The sequence below is a fragment of the Seohaeicola nanhaiensis genome, assembly GCF_042654245.1.
Classification (GTDB): Bacteria; Pseudomonadota; Alphaproteobacteria; order Rhodobacterales; family Rhodobacteraceae; genus Seohaeicola_A; species Seohaeicola_A nanhaiensis.
The window spans coordinates 253540-274250 of record NZ_JBHSGI010000024.1 but is presented as its reverse complement, the minus strand read 5'-3'; the positions used below and the strand labels follow the sequence as shown (position 1 = coordinate 274250).

The following is a 20711-nucleotide window of genomic DNA, read 5'->3' as shown; positions in this document are numbered from 1 at the left end:
CCTACTTGTTCACCTTGAACCCCGCCAGAGCGGCGGCGAAGGGGTTGTCGGGGTCGATCTTCTGTTCGCGCGGAGGGCGGGCGGCAAAAGTTTTGGGGGCGTCGTCCCGTTCCGGGCGCTGACCCTTAGGGCCGCCCTGGCGCTGTTTGCCTTTGGGTTTACCCCGGCCCCTACCCTGTTCCTGGCCACCCTCGCCGTCACGGCGGCGGGGCTTGTTCCCCGCAGTGCGTTCCTGCCCTTGCGGACGGGCGTTGTGGCCACGCTCGCGGCCCCAGGTGAAGGTGTAGAAAACTTCCATCTCGGGTGCGGCGATGGCCGCATCGGCGGCGGTGCCGGGCGCGATCTCGGTTTCCGACTGCTCGGCAATATGCGCCTCGACCTCGGTCTGTTCCGGGGCTTCCTCCGCGATCGGTGCCTCGCCGTCCGCGACAATCACGGCTGTTCCTTCGGGCACATCCGCGGGAGCCGGCGTTTCTGGCATCTCGGTTACCGCACCCGGAGCAGCGTCGTCGCCCCGGTCCATGACCGGCACATCATCGCTGGGCGCGTTTTCTTCTGTGGCCGGTGCATCGCCAGGGATCACTGCATCCACCGGTTTCACCTTTGCGCGTTCCCCCCGCTCGGCCCGATAGCCGAGGCCGCGCATCAGTTCCGCGAATTGCTCCAGCGTCATGCCGGTTATAGACAGCATGTCGGGCTTGGCCTCGAAGCCGGCGCGGGTGTTGTCGGCCCGCAACATGTCAGCCAGACGTTCCAGCATGTCGATGCGGATCGCCCGTTCGCCTGCTTCCCGATAGCCGCTCATCGTGTGATAGCCCTGGGGCAGACCCTTGACGGCGGGAATGGTGACGAGGCCAGGAGGCGGTGGCGACGGGAAGTCGGACAGCCCCTGCGCCAGCGACCAGAGCACGAGACGCAGGCGCGTCGGGGCCGGTTTCAGAAGCAGCGGCATGAAGATCGTGAACTGGCCGAAGCGGAGGCCGTGCTTGCGCAGGGCGCCGCGCGCATCCTGATCAAGGTCTTTGACCTCTTGCGCGACACTGGCGCGGTTCAGGATGCCGAAGCCCTCGACAAGGCGGAAAGCGAAGCCACGCGCGAGACCGGTGAGTGTCTCGTCACGCTGAAGAGCGAGGAGCGGTTCGAAGAGAGCCGCGACCTTTCGATCTATGAAGTGCTGAAGTCGGCGCTGAACCTTCTGCGCCACATCGGGGCCGGCGACGTCATCGACAAAGACCGAAACCTGCGGCTTGAGAGGATCCGACCCGGCGACGAGCTTGCCGACGGCATGCTCGCCCCACATCAGGCCACCCTGTTCGGTGAAGTCGATTTCTGTATCGGGCGCGTTGTAGAAGCGGTCGGCGCGCAGATGGAACTGCGGCGCCAGAGCCTGCAACGAGGCCGCGCGGATCGCCTTCTCCTCGGCACCGGCCGTGCCACGGTCCGGGCTGAAACGGAACCCTTCGAGGCGTCCGACGAATTCGCCTTCGACGGTCACTTCACCTTTGTCGTTCACTTCGGCCAAAAGGGCCTCCTTCTGGTTGAGCCGCCGCATCAAGACCGAGGTTCGGCGGTCCACAAATCGCTGTGTCAGACGAGCATGGAGCGCATCTGACACCCTGTCTTCTACCGCGCGGGTTTCGTCGCGCCAATGGCTTTCGTCCGCCGTCCATCCCTTGCGTTGGGCCACATAGGTCCATGTGCGGATAAACGCCAGTCGCTTGCTTAACGCATCAATGTCGCCATCGGTTCTGTCTATTCTGCGAATTTGTCGCGCGAGCCAGTCGTCCGGCACCTGACCGCCGTCGACGAGATGGGTGAAGATCGCGTCGAGCAGGGAGGCGTGTTCCCCGTGGCTGATGCCGCGGAAGTCGGGGATGCGGCAGACATCCCACAAGAGCTTGACCGAGGATCCGTCGCTGGCGCGTTCGGCGACGTGGCGCAGGGCGGAAAGGCTTTTCAGCGCCTGGAGGTCGTCGGCTTCGCGCGCGCGGGTCAGAACGTCTCCTTCGGGCAGGATCTCGAGCGACGTGATCAGCGCCTCGATCGATCCGAAGCGGAGGTCGGAATTGCGCCAGTTCAGCCGTTTCAGCGGAGCGAAGCGGTGCTCCATGATCGCCTGGGCGACCCCTTCGTCGAGCGGACTGGCCTCGCCGGTGACGCCGAAGGTGCCGTTCGACATGCCCCGCCCTGCCCGCCCGGCGATCTGAGCCAGCTCGTTGGGCTGCAGCGGGCGCATCCGGCGCCCATCGAACTTGGTCAGCGAGGAAAAGGCGACGTGGTCGATGTCGAGGTTGAGGCCCATGCCGATGGCATCGGTGGCGACAAGGTAGTCGACGTCATGGTTCTGGTAGAGGGCAACCTGGGCGTTGCGGGTGCGTGGCGAGAGCGCGCCCATCACAACCGCGGCCCCGCCCTTCTGTCGGCGGATCAGCTCGGCGATGGCATAGACGTTTTCGACCGAGAATCCCACGATGGCCGAGCGCGGCGGCATCCGCGACAATTTCTTGGCGCCGGAATAAACCAGCTGCGACATCCGCTCGCGCCGTACGAATCGCACCCCCGGCACCAGCGCCTGGATCGGCCCGCGCATGGTGTCCGATCCCAGGAAGAGCGTCTCGAGATGGCCCCGCGCACGCAGCAGGCGATCGGTGAAGACATGGCCGCGCTCGGGGTCGGCGCAGAGCTGGATTTCATCGACGGCGAGAAAGTCGCAGCTCATTCCTTCGGGCATCGCCTCGACCGTGCACACCCAGTATTGGGTGCGGGGCGGCACGATCCGCTCTTCCCCGGTGACCAGGGCCACGACCGAGGGGCCGCGCAGCGAGACGATGCGATCATAGACCTCGCGGGCGAGCAGGCGCAGCGGGAGGCCGATCACCCCGGTGCGGTGCCCCAGCATGCGTTCGATGGCGTAGTGGGTTTTGCCCGTGTTGGTTGGCCCGAGAACGGCCACCACCTGCGACGAAGCGGTCAACATTCCGCGCCCTCATACCTGTGAAGGAAGGCGCCTAAAGGGCCTTGCCTTGGATTTCGGCGCGCAAGCGCTCCACGGCGGCAGATATGTCTTCGTGGTGCGGATGTATAGACTGGGCGCGCAGATAGGCTTCGTAAGCGCGCTTCTTGTCGCCGAATGCTTCAAGAATCGTCCCCAGCCCGAAGATTGCGCCGTAGTTGTTCGGATTGAGCGCGAGCGTATGTTCGATGTCGGCAATAGCCGGGCCCATCAGGTCGGCCGCGAAGTAGGCGCTGGCGCGGGCGTGCCAGCCTTCGGCGAACTGAGGCGCATGGTCGGTCAGGGCGGTCAGATGCTCGATCGCGGTTTTGGTATCCTTGACCTCAAGCGCCTCGCGGCCGCGCTTGAGCAGCAGGTCGGCCGCGGGCGAGCCGCTCTTGCTCCAGAGCGCCTGGAGCTGCCTTTCGTAGCGTTTGGCCGCGACCGGATCGGCATGGGCCAGCGCGTCGAGCAGCGCCGCCTCGTCGGTCAGATCGGCCTGCGGGACATCGCCCGTGCTTTCCGAACCGGCGGAAAAATTGGGCAGCTCCTCGGGCGGCATGGCGTCGGGCCCGACCACCTGCGCGAGGGCGGGTAAGGAATACGTGACTATGATGGCGGATGCCGCCACGATAGGTTTGAGTCTGGGATGGCGAAAGCTCATAACACGGATCAGTGTAACGCGACGCGCGGCGAAGGCCAGAGATTAGCGCGTCACATATCCATGAGGACGACTACAGATGAGCGAATTTCTGGAACAGGCCGCGACCGAGTTGAACGGCAAGCTGGCCGGCAGCGGCTTTGACGGCACCGCCAAGTTCGTGGTGAACGATACCGGCGCGATCATGCTCGATTCGAGCGGTGCACGGGTGGGCGACGAAGAGGCGGACGTGACGCTGAGCGCGGATGCCGACACCTTCCGTGCCATCTTCGAAGGCGACATGAACCCGACCAGCGCCTTCATGACCGGCAAACTGTCGGTGGATGGCGACATGGGTCTGGCGATGAAGCTGGCCTCGGTCCTGGCCTGATGGACGCCCCCCGCGCGCCCCTGCATGACCAGATCGCCGGCGGCCCCGAGGGCGGCGCGGCCTGGTGGTGCCGGACGGCGGATGGCCTGCGCATTCGCGCCGCCATCTGGCCCTGCGAGGGGGCGCGCGGCAGCGTTCTGCTGTTTCCGGGACGCACCGAATATATCGAGAAATACGGCAGGACAGCCCGGGAGCTGGCGAGACTGGGCCTGGCCACGCTGGTGGTCGACTGGCGCGGACAGGGGCTGGCCGAACGGATGCTGCCCGATGCGCGCGTGGGCCATGTGGTCGACTTTCCCGACTATCAGAAGGACGTCGCCGCCGTGCTGGCGCTGGCCGAGGCCCAGAGGCTTCCGAAACCCTGGCATCTGATCGGCCATTCCATGGGCGGCGCCATCGGTTTGCGCGCGCTGATCGAAGGGCTGCCGGTCGCCACCGCCGCCTTTACCGGGCCGATGTGGGGCATCCACATGGCAGCACTGCTGAAGCCGCTGGGCTGGGCGCTGCCCCGCGTCGCGACTCTGGTCGGCATGGGTACGCGGCTGCCGCCGAGTACGACTTATGACCCCTATGTGCTGTCCAACCCATTTGCAGGGAACATGCTGACGACCGATGCCGAGATGTTCGCCCTGATGCAGGATCAGCTGCGCGCCGAGCCCGGGCTGGCGCTGGGTGGGCCGAGCCTGATCTGGCTGCGCGAGGCGATGAGCGAATGCGCGTGGCTGGCGCGTCAGCCCTCGCCGCGCCTGCCCTGCGTCACCTTCCTGGGCGGCAACGAGCGCATCATCGACACCGCCGCCGTGCGTGCACGGATGCAGCGCTGGCCGGACGGAGAGCTGGTGGTTCTGCCGGGCGCCGAGCACGAGGTCCTGCTGGAGGTGCCGGCCACGCGCGAGCAGCTGTTCGCCCGGCTGGACGCGTTGTTCTCGGGCGGAGAAGCCAGAGCACGCAGCGCCTGAGCGGGGCTGGACCGGCCGAAGCGGCGCGCTAGTCTGAGGCACATGCGTGCGCCTGTCCTCACCTTCACCAAGAACGGCATCTACTGCCCGTCGGGCGGTTTTTACATCGACCCCTGGGGCCGGGTGGACCGGGCCCTGATCACGCATGGCCATTCCGACCATGCCCGCGCCGGGCACGGACGGTATCTTGCCACATCCGCGGCGGCGCCGGTGATCCGGCACCGGCTTGGAGAGATCGACCTCGAGACGGTGACCTATGGCGAAGAGCGGCGGATTGGCGATGCGGTGGTGTCGTTCCATCCGGCGGGTCATGTCCCCGGGTCGGCGCAGATCCGGGTCGAGGTCGGTGGCGAGGTCTGGGTCGCATCGGGCGACTACAAGACCGAGGCCGACGGATTGTGCGAGGCCTTCGAACCGGTGCGCTGTCACAGCTTCATCACCGAGAGCACCTTCGGTCTGCCCGTGTTCCGCTGGCGCCCGCAGGCCGAGGTGGCCGCCGAGATCAACGGATGGTGGCGCGCAAGCATCGCGGCGGGGGTGACGCCGCTGCTCGGGGCCTATTCCCTGGGCAAAGCGCAGCGGCTGCTGGCGATGCTCGATCCCGGCATCGGGCCGATCCTGACGCATGGTGCCGTCGAGAACACCAACGCGGTGCTGCGCGCGCAGGGTCTGCCCCTGCCCGACACCCGCCTGGTGACGCCCGAGACGAAGATCGCCGATCATCCGGGGGCTCTGGTGCTGGCACCGCCCTCGGCGCTCGGAACGCCGTGGGCGCGGCGGTTCGGCCCGGTGTCGGGCGGGTTCGCCAGCGGGTGGATGCGGCTGCGGGGCATCCGGCGGCGGCGATCGGTGGACCGGGGATTTGTCGTCTCGGATCATGCCGACTGGGATGGGCTGAATGCGGCCATCACGGCGACGGGGGCGGAAAATATCTATGTTACACATGGATACACCGAGATCTTCGCGCGCTGGCTGAACGACGAAGGCTATAACGCGCAGGTCGTCAAGACCGAATTCCGCGGCGAAGCCGCCGAGGATGACGCGGCATGAAGCGCTTTGCCCGACTCTTCGCAGAAATCGACGCGACAACGCGGACCTCGGTCAAGGTGGCCGCGCTGGCCGGCTATTTCCGCGAGGCGCCCGAGGCTGACCGGCTGTGGACGGTCGCGCTGTTCTCGGGGCGCCGGCCGCGTCGGGCGGTGACCGCCACGCGGCTGCGGGAATGGGCGGCGGAGCGCGCCGGGCTGCCGCTGTGGCTGGTCGAGGAGGCTTATCCGGTGGTCGGCGACCTGGCCGAGACGGTGGCGCTGATCCTGCCGCCGCCCGAGACCGATGAGGACGAGAGCCTTTCGCACTGGATCGCGGTGCTGCGCGACATTGCCAAGGCGCAGGAAGAGGAAAAAAAGGCGACGGTTCTGGCGGCCTGGGCCGCAATGGACACGCCCCGGCGGTTCCTGTTCAACAAGCTGATCACGGGCGGGTTCCGGGTTGGCGTGAGCCAGAAGCTGATGACCCGCGCACTCGCGCAGGCGACCGGGCGCGACGAGGCCGAGCTGATCCATCGCCTGATGGGCGAATGGACTCCCGACACGGTGACCTGGCACGATCTGATCGAGGCGGAGGACGCCGGGATCGAGGACTCTCGGCCCTACCCTTTCTGCCTGGCCCACGCGCTGGAATCTGGGGCCGAGAGCCTGGGCGATCCGGCCGACTGGCGGGCCGAGTGGAAATGGGACGGCATCCGCGGCCAGTTGATCCTGCGCGGGGATGGCTGGCATCTGTGGTCGCGCGGCGAAGATCTGATCTCGGACGCTTTTCCCGAATTCGCGCGGGCGGTGGATTTCCTGCCGCAGGGCACGGTGATCGACGGCGAGATACTTGCCTGGGACAGCGACGGTCCAATGCCCTTCGCGGCGCTGCAAAAGCGTTTGGGGCGAAAGGTTGTGCCGAAATCGGTGCTGAAGCAGGCGCCAGCGATGCTACATGCCTATGACCTGCTGGAGTGGCAGGGCGAGGACATCCGCGCCCGACCGTTTGCGGAACGCCGTGCAATTCTGGACAGCCTGCTGGCCGATCTGTCCAGGGATGCACCTATCCTGCCGTCGCCCCTGTTGCCTTTCGCGGACTGGACAACCCTTGCCGAGAACCGCGCCACTGCGCGGGACCGCCGGGCCGAGGGCCTGATGCTGAAGCGCGCCGACAGTCCCTATCACGCTGGACGAAAACGGGGCGACTGGTGGAAATGGAAGCTCGATCCCTTCACCATTGATGCGGTGATGATCTATGCGCAGGCTGGCAGCGGCCGTCGCGCCGCGCTTTACACCGACTTCACCTTCGCGGTCTGGGACGGCAATGCGCTGGTGCCCTTCACCAAAGCCTACTCGGGCCTCTCCGACGAGGAATTCCGCGAGATCACCCGCTGGGTCGGGCGCAACACGCAGCAGCGGTTCGGCCCCGTGCGGCAGGTGACGCCGGAACATGTCTTCGAGATCGCCTTCGAGGGCATCCAGGCCAGCCCGCGCCACAAGTCGGGCGTCGCGCTTCGATTTCCGCGAATGGCCCGGTGGCGAAAGGACAAGCCGGTGCAGGAGGCAAACACGCTGGCCGATCTCAAGGCAATGCTGGCGGCTTATGGCTAGGGTGCGCGCCGCGTTCTTCTTCTCTTTGCAAATACTTCGGGCTCCGGGGACAGCGCCCCCGGCGATTGTCGCGGGCGCTACGTCAGGATGCCTTGCCCGTACCGCCGTTGAGAGCCAGCGCCCTGGGCAGCGCGCGATCGGGGTCTAGCGTCAGTTCCTCGCGGGTGCGTGGCAGGGCCTCGGGCATTTCGGCCTGGATGAAGGCGATCAGCTTCTCGCGGATCTCGCAGCGCAGATCGAAGGTGCGAGGAGCGTTGCGGGCCGAGGCGAGGATGCGCACCTCCATCACGCGCTCGCGGAAGTCGGTCACCTGCACGGCATAGACGTCGCGATCCCACAGCGGTGTTGCCTCGACGATCCTGCGGCCCTCGCGCCGCAAACGATCCACGTCGGCGCGGTGATCGAGATACAGCATCACCGTGCCGATCAGGGAGGCGGTGTCGCGGGTCCAGTTCTGGAAGGGCTGCTCGATGAAATAGCCCAGCGGCACGATGAGCCGGCGCCAGTCCCAGATCTTAACCACAACATAGGTCGCCGTGATCTCTTCCACCTGACCCCATTCGCCTTCGACGATCAGCGCGTCGTGGATTCGGATCGGCTGGGTCACCGCCAGCTGGATGCCGGCAAAGAGGTTTTTCAGCACCGGCTGCAGCGCGAGGCCGACCACGACCCCGGCGGCCCCGCCCGCCGCCAGCAGCGAAACACCGATCTGGCGCACCGACTCGAAGGTCATCAGCACCGCTGCCGCGGTGATCATGACGATCAGCACACCGGCCACGCGCGCGAGGATGCGGCTTTGGGTGACATGCTTGCGCGCCAGCAGATTGTCTTCGGCATCCAGCTTGAAGCGGCGAAGATAGACGGTGAGCCAGATGTGCAGGGCAGTGTGCACTACCCAGCCGATCAGCATGATGATGGCGATGGACAGGCCACGTTCGATCAGCCACCGGCTCTAGGCGCTGACCGGCGCAACCTGGGCAGCCAAAATCACAGCCACAATCACGAAGGCGACACGCACGGGACGGCGGGTGCGCGACACGAGCGACCGCCAGAACAGAGCACGCCCTTCGGCCACGCGGGTCAGCCCTGAAAAAACCAGTCGATGGAGCAGAATGGCGGAAAAAATGGCCGCGCCAAAGATCAACGTGCTGGCGGCCCAGTCGGGCATCCAGGCTGTATAGTGGTTCACAGTCTCTTCTATTTCGGGCATCCGGTCCCCTTGGTTGCCCTCCCCTTGCAAAGGACAACGAGTCAGGCCGCGTGCGGTTCCGACCCGGGGACGGTTGCCGCCGCGCACCGGGACGCCTAAGTGTTGGCCTGTGCAACACACGAGAGGCCGATGATGTTCCAGTTCCCCTTCCCTGTCCGCGACGCCAACCCTGCCGGAGGCAAGGACCTCGGGCCATTGCCGGAATGGGATCTGACCGACCTCTACGCCAGCGAGACTGCGCCCGAGCTGAAGCGCGACATGGAATGGCTGGAGAAGGCCTGCGCCGATTTCGCGGCGGATTACGAGGGCAAGCTGGCCGGCCTGGACGCAGCGGGGATGCTGGAATGCGTCCACCGCAACGAGCGGATCAGCACCATCGCCGGGCGGATCATGTCCTTTGCGGGGCTGCGCTATTACCAGCAAACCATGGATGGCGGGCGCGCCAAGTTCATGGGCGACTGTCAAGAAAAGATTACCAATTTCACCACGCCGCTGGTGTTCTTCACGCTGGAGCTGAACCGGCTGGAGGACGATCACCTGGCCAAGCTCTTTTCCGCCAACGCCGATCTCGCGCGCTACAAGCCCGTGTTCGACCGGATCCGGGCGATGAAGCCCTATCAGCTGTCGGATGAGCTGGAGAAGTTCCTGCATGCCCTCGGCGTTGTGGGCGACGCCTGGGAACGGCTGTTCGACGAAACCATCGCCGGACTGGGCTTCACCGTCGATGGCGAAGCGCTGAACATCGAAGGCACGCTGAACCTGCTGACCGACAGCGACCGCGCGAAGCGCGAGGCGGCGGCGCGCGAGCTGGCGCGGGTGTTCGAGGCGAACATTAAGACCTTCGCCCGCGTGCACAACACGCAAACCAAGGAGAAGGAAGTCGTCGACCGCTGGCGCAAGATGCCGACGGCGCAGACCGCGCGGCACTTGTCCAACGATGTCGAGCCCGAGGTGGTGGAAGCGTTGCGCTCGGCCGTGGTTGCGGCCTATCCGCGGCTGTCGCACCGATATTACGAGCTGAAGCGAAAGTGGCTGGGGCTTGACCGGATGCAGGTCTGGGACCGCAATGCGCCCCTGCCGATGCAGGACAAGCGCGTGGTCACCTGGGAGCAGGCGGAAAAGACCGTTATGGAGGCTTATGCGGCCTTCGATCCGCGCATGGCCGAGATCGCCCAGCCGTTCTTTCGCAAGGGCTGGATCGATGCGGGTGTGAAGGCCGGCAAGGCGCCCGGGGCCTTTGCCCATCCGACGGTGACCGAGGTGCATCCCTATGTGATGCTGAACTATCTCGGCAAACCGCGCGACGTTATGACGCTGGCGCACGAACTGGGACACGGGGTGCATCAGGTGCTGGCGGCGGGTCAGGGCGAGATGCTGTCCTCGACCCCGCTGACGCTGGCCGAGACGGCGAGCGTGTTTGGAGAAATGCTGACCTTCCGTGCGATGCTCGACAAGGCCGAGACGCCGGCGCAGCGCAAGGTGCTTCTGGCCGGCAAGGTCGAGGATATGATCAACACGGTCGTGCGCCAGATCGCCTTCTATGATTTCGAGTGCAAGCTTCACGCCGCCCGCCGCGAAGGCGAACTGACACCCGAGGATATCGGCGCGCTGTGGATGTCGGTGCAGGCCGAGAGCCTCGGCCCGGCCTTCGATTTCATGGACGGGTACGAAACCTTCTGGGCCTATATCCCCCACTTCATCCACTCGCCCTTCTACGTTTACGCCTATGCCTTCGGCGACGGGCTCGTGAACGCGCTGTATTCGGTTCACGCCGAGGGGGCGCCGGGGTTCCAGGACAAGTATTTCGACATGCTGAAGGCCGGTGGCAGCAAGCACCACAAGGAACTGCTGGCGCCCTTCGGGCTTGACGCAAGCGACCCGACCTTCTGGGACAAGGGCCTGAGCATGATCGAGGGCTTCATCGACGAACTGGAGGCGATGGAGGCGTGACGGCGGGGCTGTCGCTGGCGCCGATTGCCGCAACCCAGTTCGGGCGCGTCGCGCATATTGCGGTGCATCCCGACCAGGTGCGGTTTTCCGGCACCGTGCGGCAGGCCTTCGATCGGAAGGAACCCGGCGTGGACTTTCACGCCATCTGCGTCGAAGGCCGATCTGTCGGATTCTTCAAGATCGATCACAACTACTCCGAAAAACACTGGTTCGCCCGGCTGGGCGAACCGGGACTTCGCGCCTTCATGATCGACAAAGACCACCAGGGCCTCGGCATCGCCAGCGGGGCGGTGCGTGCGCTTGGCGACTATCTGCCCGCCCAATACCCCGCCATCCCAAGCCTCGTGCTGACCGTGAACATGGCCAATCCGGCGGCGGTGCGGGTCTATCGGGGCGGCGGGTTTGTCGATACCGGCGAGATCTGGGAGGGCGGCATGGCCGGCCCTCAGCTGGTGATGCGGCTTCCGCTGAAGGGCTAGAGCGACTGCGCCGCGTCAAAGACACGGTCCATCATTTCCTGTGTGCCGTAAGAGAACTCCAGCGGGCAGGCGTAGTCCTCGCCCGTGCGGAGGGAGTGGCAGAAGGCTTCAACCTGGAGAACATAGTGGTTGCTGTCGGGCCAGCGTTTGGTCAGGATTTCCAAACCGGGCCGGTGCAAATCGACCCTGGCCTCGCCGAAGACATTGGCGTTGAAGGGCGCGGTCAGGCGGATCAGCCCCTCTTCCCCGTGAAAGACCATTTCCTGCCCGCGGTGCAGGCGGGTTGAAATATAGGCGGAATAGGTGAATCCGGGAAAGGTCGCGCCGATTTCGGTAAAGACATCCACGCCGTTTTCCCAACGTATGCGGCTGCTGATTTCCGAGGGTTCCTCTCCAGTGACAAAGCGGGCGGAGCCGATGACATAGATGCCGATGTCGCGCAGGGCGCCGCCCCCGGTTTCGGGGCGGTTGCGGATGTTTCCGGGGTCGCGATTGTCAAAGGTGAAACGGCCGGTGACATGCACCAGCTTGCCGATAGCACCTGAGGCGACCTGCTCCTTGGCCCATTTCCACTGGGGATGATGCACGATCATGAAGGCCTCTGCCACCAGCAACCCGGTCTGATCGCGCCGCGCCATCAGCGCGGGAATTTCGGAGGCGTTCATCGCCAGCGGCTTTTCACAAAGGACGTGTTTGCCGGCGTCCAAAGCCTTGTTCACCCATTCGACATGGAGGTGGTTGGGCAGCGGGATATAGACCACGTCGATCTGGGGATCGGCCAGCAGGGCATCATAGGTCGGATGAACGGTGAGGGTCGGACAGAACGAGAGAAAGCCTGAGGCCTTCTCGGCGCTGGTCGTGGCCAGGGCCACGAGATCGGCCCCCTGTGCAGCGTGGATTGCCGGCCCCATATGCTGGCGCGCAAAATTTCCCGCGCCCAGAATTCCCCATCTGACACTCATCTTCAGTCTCCGCCGAAATGCCTCGCGCTGCATTCTGGAGCAAAACTCGTGCCGCTGCCATTGTGTTTTTCTCTCCTTGGCCTAGCCTGTGAAACATCAAGGGTGAGGGGATTTTTCATGCGGGTATTGGGGAAATGGCTGGTTGGGCTGCTGGTTGTTTTGATTGTCGCGGTTGGGGCGTTTTTTGTATATGCGCCGGGTTATGTCGAACGTGAGCGCAACGCCGTTTCACCACATGCGCCCTACCCCGTTTCTGAGGCCGCCCGTGCGCTGCACGACTCGCTGATCGTGGGGGACTGGCACGCTGACAGCCTGCTGTGGAACCGCGACCTGACGCAGCGCGGCAGTTACGGTCAGGTCGACCTGCCCCGGCTGATCGAAGGCAATGTGGCGTTGCAGGTCTTTACCGCGGTGACCAAGAGCCCGGCGGGTCAGAACTATGACAGCAACTCGGCCGAGACGATGGACAATATCACCCTGCTGGCGGTTGGACAGCTTTGGCCGATCCGGACATGGAGCAGCCTGCTCGCCCGGGCGATCTATCAGGCGCAGAAGTTGCAGCGCTTCGAGGACGAGGCGCCGGACATGCTGAAGATCGTGCACAGCCTGGCGGATCTGGAGGGAGTTCTGGCGGATCGCGCGGCAGGGTCCAAGCGATTGGCGGGCATCCTCGGGATCGAAGGCGCACATCCGCTGGAGGGAAAGCTTGAGAATCTGGATCTGCTGGAGGCGGCGGGCTACCGGCTGATCGCCCTGCAGCACTTCTTTGACAACGAACTTGGCGGCTCGCTGCATGGTAAGGGAGACACGGGGCTGACCGACTTCGGGCGGCAGGTCGTGGCCGAGGTGGAGAAACGCGGCATGATCCTGGACGTCGCGCATTCCAGCCCACAGGTGGCGCGCGACGTGCTGGCGATCACCGAGATGCCGATCGTGGTCAGCCACACCGGCATTCACAGCTTCTGCCCGGCAAAGCGCAACTTTCCCGACGATCTGATGCAGGCCATCGCGGCGACAGGCGGGGTCATCGGGATCGGCTATTGGGACGAGGTGACCTGTGGCGACATTACGCCGGCGCATATCTCGCGGATGATCCGGGCGGCGGTCGATCTGGTGGGCGAAGATCACGTTTCGCTCGGCTCGGATTTCGACGGGTCGGTCGAAACGGCGTTCGATACGTCGGAGTTGGCTGCGCTCACCAGCGCGCTTCTGGATCAGGGTCTGACCGAGGCACAGGTGCGCAAGGTGATGGGCGAGAACATGCTGCGTGTCCTGCGGGCCCGGCTGAAATAGCCTGTCAGCGGGCGTCGCGGTCGGGGTGTCGTTTCAGCGCGAAGCGGGCAAGGACGGCGAGGTAACCGAACTCGGCCAGAAGCAGGAGCGGCCAAGGCCAGGTCAGGAAGGCCGCCATGAGGCCGAGAACCGCGACCATCATGTAGGGCGCCTTGTCGCGCGAAATGCGGATCAGCTTGAGCGAGGGCGTGGTGATGCGCGAAATCATCATCAGCCCCACCGCCACCAGCCAGACGGCGGTGATCTGCGACATGATGGGGTCGATCAGTTCGGGCATGTTCTGTTGCAGGACCAGTGGCAGCAGCGCCAGCACTGCCCCGCCCGGCGCCGGCACGCCCGTGAAGACCACGCGCGGCACACCCGGATCAGCCTTGGAGGACACGTTGTAGCGGGCCAGACGCAGGCAGCAGCACAGGCAATAGATCAAAACCGCGATCCAGCCGAGGCTGCGCGAGTGCTGCAGGACCCAGATGTAAAGCAACATGCCCGGCGCGACGCCGAAGTTGACGAAATCGGCCAGGCTGTCGAGTTCGGCTCCGATGGCGCTTTCGCTTTTCAGGAGGCGGGCCAGCATCCCGTCCAGCGCGTCCAGAACCGCCGCAAATACGATCAGCGACATGGCGAGGACGGCGTTGCCGTCCATCGCAAAGCGGATCGAGGTCAGGCCGGCGCAGATTGCGCCGAGCGTCATCATGTTGGGCAACAGATGCGTCGGACGGAGGGGCACCCTGGCCTTGTCGCGCGATTGACGGGGATCTTCCATCATTCGCTCCGTGCCTGGCGGGCGGTTTCGGTTCCGCGCAGGTCGGCGATGACGGTCTCGCCCGCGACCATCGTCTGTCCCAGGGCCACCAGCGGCACCACGCCCTCGGGCAGGTAGACGTCGAGGCGCGATCCGAAGCGGATCAGGCCAAAGCGTTCGCCGGCGCGCAGGGCCTGACCTTCGCTGACGAAGGGCACGATGCGGCGGGCGACCAGGCCGGCGATCTGCACCACCGCGAGTTTGCGTCCGTCATCCATTTCGATGGCAAGGCTGTTGCGTTCGTTGTCGGCGCTGGCCTTGTCGAGCGAGGCGTTGAGGAACTTGCCCGGACGATAAACCATCTTATCGACACGGCCGGCGATCGGGCTGCGGTTCACATGGCAGTTGAAGACCGACATGAAGACGCTGACTCGGGTCAGTTCGGCCCCGCCCATCCCGAGTTCCGGCGGTGGTGCGGCGGGTTCGATCAGGGACACCACTCCGTCGGCGGGCGACAGGATCAGGTCGGCGCGGGTCGGCACGCTGCGCTTGGGGTCGCGAAAGAAGTAATAGCACCAGACGGTGACGCCGAGACCCAGCCAGCCCAGCGGTTCCCACAGCAGGAACAGGACGAGCGTCACAGCGCCGAAGATCGCGACAAATCGCCGGCCCTCGGGGTGCATCGGCTTGATGAAGGTTTCGTGCATCTTCATGGCGCGTCGTCACCCTTTTATGTGGTGGTCAACGGGTTATCCCGTGCGGCTTGCTTATTCAACGCACATCCTCGGGAGAGCGCAAAAAAGGGCCGGATGCGTGACATCCGGCCCCGGTTTGGTGCTGCCGCGCGTCAGGCGGGGATCAGCATGCCCTTGTCGCGTGCGAGTTCGCGCATACGCTTCTGCAGCTTTTCGAAGGCGCGCACCTCGATCTGGCGGATTCGTTCCCGGCTGACGCCATATTGAACGCTGAGATCTTCGAGCGTGACGGCCTCTTCCGACAGGCGGCGCTGGGTCAGCACGTCCTTTTCGCGGTCGTTCAACACGTCGAGCGCTTCGATGAGGAGGCCATGGCGGGCCTGCATCTCGTCCTTCTCCTCGTAGTCGCCGGCCTGGTCGGCATCTTCATCCTCGAGCCAGTCCTGCCACTGCATCGACCCTTCGCTGTCGGCGCCGATCTGGGCGTTCAACGAGGCGTCCGAGCCGGACATGCGCCGGTTCATCGAGATCACGTCCTCTTCCGTCACGCCAAGATCGTGCGCGATCTGCTTGACGTTGTCGGGGTGAAGGTCGCCTTCCTCGAGCGCGCCAATGCGGGCCTTGGCCTTGCGCAAGTTGAAGAACAGCTTCTTTTGCGCCGAGGTGGTGCCGAGCTTTACCAGACTCCAGGACCGCAGGATGTATTCCTGGATCGAGGCGCGGATCCACCACATGGCGTAGGTCGCAAGGCGGAAGCCGCGTTCGGGATCGAAGCGCTTGACCGCCTGCATGAGGCCGACGTTGGCTTCGGAAATCACCTCGGCCTGGGGCAGGCCATAGCCGCGATAGCCCATGGCGATCTTCGCGGCGAGACGCAGGTGGGACGTGACCATCCGGTGCGCCGCCTCGGTGTCCTGGTGATCGACCCAGCGCTTCGCGAGCATGTATTCTTCTTCGGGCTCCAACAGGGGAAACTTGCGGATCTCCTGCATATACCGGTTGAGGCCGCCTTCGGGCGACGGAGCCGGCAGATTTGCATAATTCGACATGTGTCGCGTCACTCCCACCTGTAGCGGGGCAATGTTTAGCCCCTTAACATGCCATATGGTTCGGTCCTGCACCCTTTCAAGGGGCTGATTGTATAACGAGATTAAAATAGGCTAAACGGCAGCGAATTTCCTGTGCATTCACGCACAAGTGCGTATCATTTCAAAGCGAAGCCGGGTGCTTGGCCTTGCCTGATGTTTGCGCTATCATCGGCAGCCCGCGCAGAAATCCATGCCTCAGCCAAGGCGCGGTCAGCTCTCCAGTGCGGCGATCAGAAGTGCCATGTCGTCCGGCAGCGGCGCCTCGAAACGCATGGACTTGCCGCTGACCGGATGGACAAATCCCAGAACCGCGGCATGCAGTGCCTGGCGTGGAAAGGCCTTGAGCGCCTCTTCCGCAACGGGCTTCAACGCCCCTTTGGCCACCTTGCGCCGGCCACCATAGACCGGATCGCCCACCAGCGCGTGGCCTGCGTGGGCCATGTGCACGCGGATCTGATGGGTGCGCCCGGTTTCCAGCCAGCATTCAAGCTGGGCGACAGCCGGAGGTGTGCCATAGGCGGCCACGGTACGTGCCCGGGTCACCGCATGGCGGCCGCCCTGAAACAGGACCGCCTGTTTCTGGCGGTCGGTCTTGTGGCGGGCGAGTTGGGTGGTGAGCTTGAGGATATTGCCCGGCTCGAAGCTGGTGCCGCGAATGCCGCGCAGGCGGGGATCGTTGGCATCGGGCACGCCGTAACAGAGGGCGCGGTAATAGCGTTCGACCGAATGCTTTTCGAATTGCGCGGCAAGGCCGTGGTGGGCGGCGTCGGATTTGGCGACGACCAGCAGGCCCGAGGTATCCTTGTCGATGCGATGGACGATACCGGGACGTTTGACGCCCCCGACGCCGGACAGATCGTCGCCACAATGGGCCAACAGCGCGTTGACGAGGGTTCCGGCGGGCGAGCCCGGGGCCGGATGGACGACCATTCCGGCGGGCTTGTCGATCACGATAAGGTCGGCGTCTTCGAAGACAACGGTCAGCGGGATGGTTTCGGGGGAGATGTCGCTTTCCTCGGGCGCGTCCATCGTGATGACGACCTCTGCGCCTTCGCTCAGGCGGGCTTTGGCGTCGGTCACGGGGAGCCCGTCGATGATCACCCCGCCCGTGGCGATCAGACGGGAGAGCTGGGTGCGCGAGAGCGATTCGACTTCTGGCACATCGCGGGAAAGCGCCTTATCAAGGCGGGGCGGCGGATCGGCCGCGATGGTGAATGTGATCCGGCGGGTGGCCATGACTGATCCCTTGCAACCGCAGCCCGAGCCGGCGAATCTCCGGTTCCTGCGGATTCTGGTCACGGTGCTGACCGTGGTGATGATTGGCGGGGTTCTAACCATCGTTGCCCTGCTTGTCATCCGCTTCTCTGCGGTCCCGCCGATGGTGCCTGACAGTGTGACCCTGCCGGATGGCGTGACCGCCGAGGCCTTCACGATGGCGCCGGACTGGTACGCGGTGGTGACCGAAGGTGGCCGGAAGATTCTGATCTTCGACCGGGCCTCGGGGCAGCTGAAACAGACGGTCGTGGTCGACTGAAACAGGTGTCCCAGCCGGGACAGGAGCTCATTCCAACGATTCCAAAAGAGAATCTTCGGGAGTGACTTCTGGAGGCTCCGCCGCAGGTCGGTCCCGATCAGGGCGACGCCATCATCTCCTGCATGGCACGCACGGCCATCGGATACCCCCTTGCGCCGAAGCCGGCGATGAAGGCGGTGGCAATCGGGGAGACCAGCGAATGGTGATACATCTTCTCGCGGCGGTGAATGTTGGAGATGTGAAGCTCGATCAGCGGTACGCTCAGCATCTTGAGCGCATCCATCAACGCCATGGAGGTAAAGGTAAAGGCGGCGGGGTTGATAATGACGCCACCGGCGGAGTCCACGGCCTCGTGCACCCAGTCGATCAACTGGAACTCGGCGTTCGACTGGCGGAACACCAGCGGATGACCGCCGGCGGCCGTGCGGCAGGCGGCCTCGATATCGCCCAGGGTCGTCGTGCCGTAGATCTCCGGTTCGCGCGTGCCGAGGCGGTTGAGGTTGGGGCCGTTCAGGATGTGGATTGCCGTCATCTCGCCTCCAGCAAGGCGCGCAGGGGTGCGATGTCACCGGCGCGCATCCGGCCATCGCGTTCGAGGAACAGTCCGCGCAGCTCGTACCCCTCGACCACGGTGCGGTCGCCGACAAAGCCCGAGTAGGTCAGGCGCAGCGTCTTGCCGCCCCACTCGGCGAGGGTGAGATCGAGACGCATGAGATCGCCCTCCGTGGCTGGCGCAGGAAATCGGGCGCCGACGTCCATGAGGCCCAGCCCCTTTGCGCCCAGTTGGGCGCAGATCGCGCGGTGCCCCCCTGCCCGGTCTTGCAGCAAGGCATGAAAGCAGCGGTCGAACCAGCGGAAATAATTGGGATAAAAGACGATTCCGGCCGGGTCGCAATGGCCGAAACTAACGGGCACCTCAAGCGAAAAATCCGCCATCACGACTCGCCCCAGACCGGGCGGGTCATCTCGAAACGCTCGCCGCCCTTCTGATACAGGCCGGAGCCGTGAAGGCGGGCGATCAGGTCGAGTTTACCATTGTCCACATGGCCGCGCTCGGCGTCCAGCAGCATCTCGTCGGCGATATGGATGACTTCGACACGACCTATCGCAAGAGTCTGGTGGGGGCCGGTGACGACGGCGCTGTGCAGGGTGCATTCCAGGTTCACCGGCGCGCCCTTGATCCGTGGCGGGGAGATCCGGACGGACGAAAGGGTTTCTAGTCCGGCCAGATCGAGTTCGTCCACGCCGGCGGGTGCGTTCACGCAGGTCGCGTTCATCTGGTCGGCGAGCGCGACCGGCACGAGGTTCACCACGAATTCGCCGGTTGCGAGGATGTTGCTGCAAGTGTCCTTGAAGCCCTTGACGGGATCGCGCATCATGCCGACCGCCACGATGGGAGGATTGTCGCCCATCATGTTGAAAAAGCTGTAGGGCGCAGCATTTCTTGCGCCATCGGCAGACTGGGTCGTGATCCAGGCAATTGGACGCGGCGTGATTGTCGCGGTCAGCAGCTTGTAAGTAAACTCCGGCGGATAAGCGCTTGTCTCATAGAGCATTTCAAGGCTGCCGTAGTGGCTGGTGCCCGCCGTTTTCGCCGAAGGACTCTTCGCGGTAGAGGCCGAGTTTCTCCATCACCGGAAGGTCGTTCAGGCAGAAGAGGCAGGCCTCCTCGCTGGACGACGCGTTGGCATGTTCGTGCCAGGCCCAGGAGGGCACGCAGAAGATGTCGCGTTCGGTCCAGTCAAAACGCTGGCCATTGATGACGGAATGACCCGAGCCCTTGCACACCTGATAGAGGCAACTTCCGGTGTGGCGGTGCGCCCTGGTGCGCTCGCCCGGACGGAGCATCTGCATCGAGGCACCCAGTGTGCCCATGACATGGCCGCTGGTAACTGGGTTCATGTAGTGCATCAGGATGCCGTCGAAAGGCGAACCGTCGGTTTCGGCCAGACGCGAGAGCGCCTCGTATGTCGGAGCCCATTCATACTTGAACATCGGGCTGTAGCCCTTTGACCAGGCGCCGGTTCCCGGGCGCAGGCCGGGGTTACCCCAGGTGCGGGTCATGTCATCGACCGGATGCCCGACGGCCTGTGTCAGGTCCGGGTGGACCTCGTAGAAGTTGGCTTCCAACGCGTTGACCAGCGGAATGTCCAGCCCGTCCTGCCAAATGCAGGCGGTGCCGTCCTCGGAAACCGCGTGTTCGTGCCAGGTGCCGTTTGGCGTCAGCACGAAATCATTGGCGCCAAGCGTCATCTTGTGGCCATCCACGACGGTATAGGCGCCCGTGCCTTCCATAATGAAACGGATCGCCGAGGCTGAATGGCGGTGCGCCGAGGCGCGTTCGCCCGGGTGCATGACCTGTAGACCGGCATAGATCCAGCCCACGGCGGCGGCAACGTCGGAGCGGCCGGGGTTGTCGAGATAGATAACCCTGCGCCCGGCTTTTTCAGGCGTGACCAGTTCGACAGATCTGAGAACATCGTCGCGCAAGTCCTTGTAACGCCAGACCATTGGCAAGGACTGGCTGACCGGTTCCCAGGGCTCGATCTTGTTGGCGACGGTCCAGAGCGCGGCGGCGCCCTTCTTCTTCAGATCGTCGTAATAGGCGAGCAGTTCGGGCGTGTCCTCGACATTGGCGCGCCCTGCCACGTTTTCCCGGTATTGATCGTGTCTGCTCATGCGACCTCCCTACGGCAGAACCGCCGTTGCCTCGATCTCGATCTTGGCCTCGTCCTCGACCAGACCGGCCACGACGACCATCGTCATCGCCGGAAAATGATAACCCATGACGTCACGATAGGCAGCCCCGACTTCGGCCTGGCGCGCGACATATTCGCGCTTGTCGGTAACATACCAGGTGAGACGGGTGATATCGGAGACCTGCCCGCCCGCCGCCTCGACCACGTCGCGGATGTTCTTCAGCGCCTGGGTCATCTGGCCGATGAAGTCGTGGGATTCGAAGACCTGATCGGCGGTCCAGCCGATCTGCCCGCCAACGAAGAGTACGCGGCCCTCGGCCACCATGCCGTTGGCATAGCCTTTGGCCGGTTTCCAGCCTTCGGGGTGAACGGTGATCGCGGGCATGGGACCTCCTCCGGTAGCGCCAGTTGCGGAGACTGTCTCCGAACGGCGGGAAA

At 64.6% G+C, this 20711-nt stretch carries 22 protein-coding genes; 8 read left to right on the top strand and 14 right to left on the bottom strand.

What is annotated here, in order from left to right:
* Position 1: 1 nt before the first annotated feature.
* Entirely contained in the window at positions 2-2977 is a 2976-nt protein-coding gene (locus ACFO5X_RS15820) for a helicase-related protein (RefSeq protein WP_380718604.1), read from the bottom strand.
* 31 nt (positions 2978-3008) lie between these two features.
* Complete coding sequence (locus tag ACFO5X_RS15815) at positions 3009-3656, bottom strand: hypothetical protein (RefSeq protein ID WP_380718601.1); 648 nt, start codon at positions 3654-3656, stop codon at positions 3009-3011.
* A 76-nt stretch (positions 3657-3732) separates the two neighbouring features.
* Here ACFO5X_RS15815 and ACFO5X_RS15810 point away from each other — a divergent pair, with 76 nt between their 5' ends.
* From ACFO5X_RS15810 to ACFO5X_RS15795, 4 genes are read left to right on the top strand one after another with little or no spacing between them, the layout of a single operon-like run.
* Positions 3733-4023: an SCP2 sterol-binding domain-containing protein gene (locus ACFO5X_RS15810; RefSeq protein ID WP_380718599.1), complete on the top strand. Its 291-nt coding sequence runs from the start codon at positions 3733-3735 to the stop codon at positions 4021-4023.
* Positions 4023-4982, top strand: coding sequence for an alpha/beta hydrolase (locus ACFO5X_RS15805; protein WP_380718597.1), 960 nt, complete (start codon positions 4023-4025; stop codon positions 4980-4982). Before ACFO5X_RS15810 ends, ACFO5X_RS15805 begins: the two co-directional genes overlap by 1 nt.
* Positions 4983-5024: 42 nt before the next feature.
* Positions 5025-6032: a ligase-associated DNA damage response exonuclease gene (locus tag ACFO5X_RS15800; RefSeq protein ID WP_380718595.1), complete on the top strand. Its 1008-nt coding sequence runs from the start codon at positions 5025-5027 to the stop codon at positions 6030-6032.
* Complete coding sequence (locus tag ACFO5X_RS15795; protein ID WP_380718593.1) at positions 6029-7621, top strand: ATP-dependent DNA ligase; 1593 nt, start codon at positions 6029-6031, stop codon at positions 7619-7621. The genes ACFO5X_RS15800 and ACFO5X_RS15795 overlap by 4 nt, the downstream gene beginning before the upstream one ends.
* A gap of 82 nt (positions 7622-7703) precedes the next feature.
* Here ACFO5X_RS15795 and ACFO5X_RS15790 read toward each other — a convergent pair whose 3' ends face one another.
* Together ACFO5X_RS15790 and ACFO5X_RS15785 are read right to left on the bottom strand one after the other, a co-directional pair.
* Positions 7704-8531, bottom strand: coding sequence for a mechanosensitive ion channel family protein (locus ACFO5X_RS15790; RefSeq protein ID WP_380718591.1), 828 nt, complete (start codon positions 8529-8531; stop codon positions 7704-7706).
* Between the two features lie 42 nt (positions 8532-8573).
* Positions 8574-8831: a hypothetical protein gene (locus ACFO5X_RS15785; protein ID WP_380718589.1), complete on the bottom strand. Its 258-nt coding sequence runs from the start codon at positions 8829-8831 to the stop codon at positions 8574-8576.
* Between the two features lie 132 nt (positions 8832-8963).
* On the opposite strand from ACFO5X_RS15785, the gene ACFO5X_RS15780 reads away from it, so the two are divergent.
* Together ACFO5X_RS15780 and ACFO5X_RS15775 are read left to right on the top strand one after the other, a co-directional pair.
* Positions 8964-10781, top strand: coding sequence for a M3 family oligoendopeptidase (locus tag ACFO5X_RS15780; protein ID WP_380719526.1), 1818 nt, complete (start codon positions 8964-8966; stop codon positions 10779-10781).
* Positions 10778-11260, top strand: a complete 483-nt coding sequence (locus ACFO5X_RS15775; RefSeq protein ID WP_380718587.1) for a GNAT family N-acetyltransferase — start codon at positions 10778-10780, stop codon at positions 11258-11260. Before ACFO5X_RS15780 ends, ACFO5X_RS15775 begins: the two co-directional genes overlap by 4 nt.
* Here the strand turns inward: ACFO5X_RS15775 and ACFO5X_RS15770 are convergent.
* The gene (locus tag ACFO5X_RS15770) at positions 11257-12222 is read right to left on the bottom strand and encodes a Gfo/Idh/MocA family protein (RefSeq protein ID WP_380718585.1); all 966 of its coding nucleotides are present in this window, start codon (positions 12220-12222) and stop codon (positions 11257-11259) included. The genes ACFO5X_RS15775 and ACFO5X_RS15770 overlap by 4 nt on opposite strands.
* Positions 12223-12339: 117 nt before the next feature.
* Between ACFO5X_RS15770 and ACFO5X_RS15765 the strand changes: the two genes are divergently transcribed.
* Positions 12340-13515 (top strand): dipeptidase, encoded by a 1176-nt coding sequence (locus ACFO5X_RS15765; RefSeq protein WP_380718583.1) that lies wholly within the window; start codon positions 12340-12342, stop codon positions 13513-13515.
* A gap of 4 nt (positions 13516-13519) precedes the next feature.
* On the opposite strand, the gene pssA is transcribed toward ACFO5X_RS15765, so the two are convergent.
* From pssA to ACFO5X_RS15745, 4 genes are all read right to left on the bottom strand, one after another.
* Positions 13520-14278 (bottom strand): CDP-diacylglycerol--serine O-phosphatidyltransferase, encoded by a 759-nt coding sequence (pssA, locus tag ACFO5X_RS15760; protein WP_380718581.1) that lies wholly within the window; start codon positions 14276-14278, stop codon positions 13520-13522.
* Positions 14278-14970: a phosphatidylserine decarboxylase gene (locus ACFO5X_RS15755; protein WP_380718579.1), complete on the bottom strand. Its 693-nt coding sequence runs from the start codon at positions 14968-14970 to the stop codon at positions 14278-14280. The genes pssA and ACFO5X_RS15755 overlap by 1 nt, the downstream gene beginning before the upstream one ends.
* A gap of 134 nt (positions 14971-15104) precedes the next feature.
* The gene (gene rpoH, locus ACFO5X_RS15750; RefSeq protein ID WP_380718577.1) at positions 15105-16001 is read right to left on the bottom strand and encodes an RNA polymerase sigma factor RpoH; all 897 of its coding nucleotides are present in this window, start codon (positions 15999-16001) and stop codon (positions 15105-15107) included.
* A gap of 249 nt (positions 16002-16250) precedes the next feature.
* Positions 16251-17276: an RluA family pseudouridine synthase gene (locus tag ACFO5X_RS15745; protein WP_380718575.1), complete on the bottom strand. Its 1026-nt coding sequence runs from the start codon at positions 17274-17276 to the stop codon at positions 16251-16253.
* Between ACFO5X_RS15745 and ACFO5X_RS15740 the strand changes: the two genes are divergently transcribed.
* A complete protein-coding gene (locus tag ACFO5X_RS15740; protein ID WP_380718573.1) occupies positions 17275-17574 on the top strand; it encodes a DUF6476 family protein in 300 nt (99 codons plus the stop codon). The genes ACFO5X_RS15745 and ACFO5X_RS15740 overlap by 2 nt on opposite strands.
* Positions 17575-17671: 97 nt before the next feature.
* Here the strand turns inward: ACFO5X_RS15740 and ACFO5X_RS15735 are convergent, their stop codons facing one another.
* Genes ACFO5X_RS15735 through ACFO5X_RS15715 form a run of 5 tightly spaced genes read right to left on the bottom strand, consistent with a single transcriptional unit; the run spans position 17672 to position 20658 of the window.
* A complete protein-coding gene (locus tag ACFO5X_RS15735; protein ID WP_380718571.1) occupies positions 17672-18106 on the bottom strand; it encodes a type II 3-dehydroquinate dehydratase in 435 nt (144 codons plus the stop codon).
* Complete coding sequence (locus tag ACFO5X_RS15730) at positions 18103-18510, bottom strand: acyl-CoA thioesterase (RefSeq protein ID WP_380718569.1); 408 nt, start codon at positions 18508-18510, stop codon at positions 18103-18105. The genes ACFO5X_RS15735 and ACFO5X_RS15730 overlap by 4 nt, the downstream gene beginning before the upstream one ends.
* A complete protein-coding gene (locus ACFO5X_RS15725; protein WP_380718567.1) occupies positions 18510-19130 on the bottom strand; it encodes a flavin reductase family protein in 621 nt (206 codons plus the stop codon). Before ACFO5X_RS15725 ends, ACFO5X_RS15730 begins: the two co-directional genes overlap by 1 nt.
* A 1-nt stretch (position 19131) precedes the next feature.
* A complete protein-coding gene (locus ACFO5X_RS15720) occupies positions 19132-20253 on the bottom strand; it encodes a cupin domain-containing protein (RefSeq protein ID WP_380718565.1) in 1122 nt (373 codons plus the stop codon).
* Positions 20254-20262: 9 nt separating this feature from the next.
* Positions 20263-20658 carry a RidA family protein gene (locus tag ACFO5X_RS15715; protein ID WP_380718563.1) on the bottom strand — a complete coding sequence of 132 codons (396 nt, stop codon included), beginning with the start codon at positions 20656-20658 and terminating at the stop codon, positions 20263-20265.
* Positions 20659-20711: the final 53 nt, after the last annotated feature.

Coding starts and splice junctions, on each gene's coding strand:
- ACFO5X_RS15820 (WP_380718604.1), bottom strand. CDS start 2,977: ATGTTGACCGCTTCGTCGCAGGTGGTGGCCGTTCTCGGGCCAACCAAC.
- ACFO5X_RS15815 (WP_380718601.1), bottom strand. CDS start 3,656: ATGAGCTTTCGCCATCCCAGACTCAAACCTATCGTGGCGGCATCCGCC.
- ACFO5X_RS15810 (WP_380718599.1), top strand. CDS start 3,733: ATGAGCGAATTTCTGGAACAGGCCGCGACCGAGTTGAACGGCAAGCTG.
- ACFO5X_RS15805 (WP_380718597.1), top strand. CDS start 4,023: ATGGACGCCCCCCGCGCGCCCCTGCATGACCAGATCGCCGGCGGCCCC.
- ACFO5X_RS15800 (WP_380718595.1), top strand. CDS start 5,025: ATGCGTGCGCCTGTCCTCACCTTCACCAAGAACGGCATCTACTGCCCG.
- ACFO5X_RS15795 (WP_380718593.1), top strand. CDS start 6,029: ATGAAGCGCTTTGCCCGACTCTTCGCAGAAATCGACGCGACAACGCGG.
- ACFO5X_RS15790 (WP_380718591.1), bottom strand. CDS start 8,531: ATGCTGATCGGCTGGGTAGTGCACACTGCCCTGCACATCTGGCTCACC.
- ACFO5X_RS15785 (WP_380718589.1), bottom strand. CDS start 8,831: ATGCCCGAAATAGAAGAGACTGTGAACCACTATACAGCCTGGATGCCC.
- ACFO5X_RS15780 (WP_380719526.1), top strand. CDS start 8,964: ATGTTCCAGTTCCCCTTCCCTGTCCGCGACGCCAACCCTGCCGGAGGC.
- ACFO5X_RS15770 (WP_380718585.1), bottom strand. CDS start 12,222: ATGAGTGTCAGATGGGGAATTCTGGGCGCGGGAAATTTTGCGCGCCAG.
- ACFO5X_RS15765 (WP_380718583.1), top strand. CDS start 12,340: ATGCGGGTATTGGGGAAATGGCTGGTTGGGCTGCTGGTTGTTTTGATT.
- pssA (WP_380718581.1), bottom strand. CDS start 14,278: ATGGAAGATCCCCGTCAATCGCGCGACAAGGCCAGGGTGCCCCTCCGT.
- ACFO5X_RS15755 (WP_380718579.1), bottom strand. CDS start 14,970: ATGAAGATGCACGAAACCTTCATCAAGCCGATGCACCCCGAGGGCCGG.
- rpoH (WP_380718577.1), bottom strand. CDS start 16,001: ATGTCGAATTATGCAAATCTGCCGGCTCCGTCGCCCGAAGGCGGCCTC.
- ACFO5X_RS15740 (WP_380718573.1), top strand. CDS start 17,275: ATGACTGATCCCTTGCAACCGCAGCCCGAGCCGGCGAATCTCCGGTTC.
- ACFO5X_RS15745 (WP_380718575.1), bottom strand. CDS start 17,276: ATGGCCACCCGCCGGATCACATTCACCATCGCGGCCGATCCGCCGCCC.
- ACFO5X_RS15735 (WP_380718571.1), bottom strand. CDS start 18,106: ATGACGGCAATCCACATCCTGAACGGCCCCAACCTCAACCGCCTCGGC.
- ACFO5X_RS15730 (WP_380718569.1), bottom strand. CDS start 18,510: ATGGCGGATTTTTCGCTTGAGGTGCCCGTTAGTTTCGGCCATTGCGAC.
- ACFO5X_RS15725 (WP_380718567.1), bottom strand. CDS start 19,130: ATGCTCTATGAGACAAGCGCTTATCCGCCGGAGTTTACTTACAAGCTG.
- ACFO5X_RS15720 (WP_380718565.1), bottom strand. CDS start 20,253: ATGAGCAGACACGATCAATACCGGGAAAACGTGGCAGGGCGCGCCAAT.
- ACFO5X_RS15715 (WP_380718563.1), bottom strand. CDS start 20,658: ATGCCCGCGATCACCGTTCACCCCGAAGGCTGGAAACCGGCCAAAGGC.